We start from the raw sequence: 1,182 nt of genomic DNA on the forward strand, positions 1-1,182 counted from the left end.
CTCGCCTCGATCGAGACGCCCGACGCCCAGACCGTCGTCGTCAAGCTGACCGCCCCGAACTCCGAGTTCCTCGGGATCCTCACCGCCCCCTACACGGGCGTCGTCAACAGCGACGTGGCGGCTGCGGCCGGTGCCATCGCCGCCGAGAACGATCCGGCCGAGGGCTGGTTCCGCGACAACTCCGCCGGCAGCGGCCCGTACGTGAACGGTGGCTGGAAGCCCGACGAGGAGCTTCGCTTCAACGCCAACACCAACTACTGGCGCGAGAAGCCCGGCTTCGCCGAGGTGGTGATCCGCCAGACCAAGGACGCGGTGGCGCAGGCCCAGGCGCTCGAGAGCGGCGCCGCCGACATCGCCATGCAGATCGACCCCGACACGGCGAAGTCGGTCAACAGCCCCGACGTGACGATCACGACGGTGCCGTCGTTCAACTTCCTCTATGTCGCCTTCAGCCCCGGCGCCAAGGGCCTGCCGGCGCCGATGACGGCCGAGGTGCGCGCAGCGCTCGCCATGGCGCTCGACTATGACGGCATCATCGAGTTCACCCTCGGCGGCGCCGGCAAGAAGCAGGCGGCCCCGATCCCGAACGGCTTCCCCGGCACCTCCAACCTGCCGATGCCGGTGAGCAACCCGGAAGAGGCGAAGACGGTGCTGGCCGGTGCCGGCTACGGCGACGTGACGCTGGAAGCCGCCTTCCCGACGATGAACGTCTATGGCGTCGACCTCTCGATCCTGATGCAGAAGGTGCAGCAGGACCTCGCCGCCGTCGGCGTCAAGCTCGAGCTGATGCCGCTGACGTTTGCGGTGTGGCGCGAGCGGCTGCTCGGCGACGGCATTCCGGTGACGACGGCGTTCTACGCGCCCGACTATTACGGTTCCGCGCAGTATGTGCAGTTCTTCGGCATCTACGAGGGCACGCCCTGGTCGAAGCGTTCGCACATCGCCCAGAACGCGCCGGACATGCTGAACCCGCGTGAGCCGATGCTGCTCGCCGAGGCGCTCGCCGCCCCGGCCGACCAGCAGGAAGCGGCCTTCGGCGCCGTGGCGCTGGAGATGATCGGCGACCGGGTGATCATCCCCGTCGTCAGCCCGGACATGATCCTCGCCCACCGCAAGGACATCACCGGCGTCCGCTACAGCGCCTGCTGCAACCTGCCGCTCGCCGAGATCAAGCGGAACTGA

Annotated in this window: 1 protein-coding gene; it reads left to right on the top strand. The window is 68.5% G+C overall.

The features are described 5' to 3' along the window. The coding region (locus RUR49_RS17635; RefSeq protein WP_409147716.1) for an ABC transporter substrate-binding protein at positions 1 to 1,182 on the top strand (1,182 nt) is incomplete at its 5' end.

Origin of the sequence: Pseudoxanthobacter sp. M-2 (assembly GCF_046156265.1) — a bacterium.
Classification (GTDB): domain Bacteria; phylum Pseudomonadota; class Alphaproteobacteria; order Rhizobiales; family Segnochrobactraceae; genus CAMDHY01.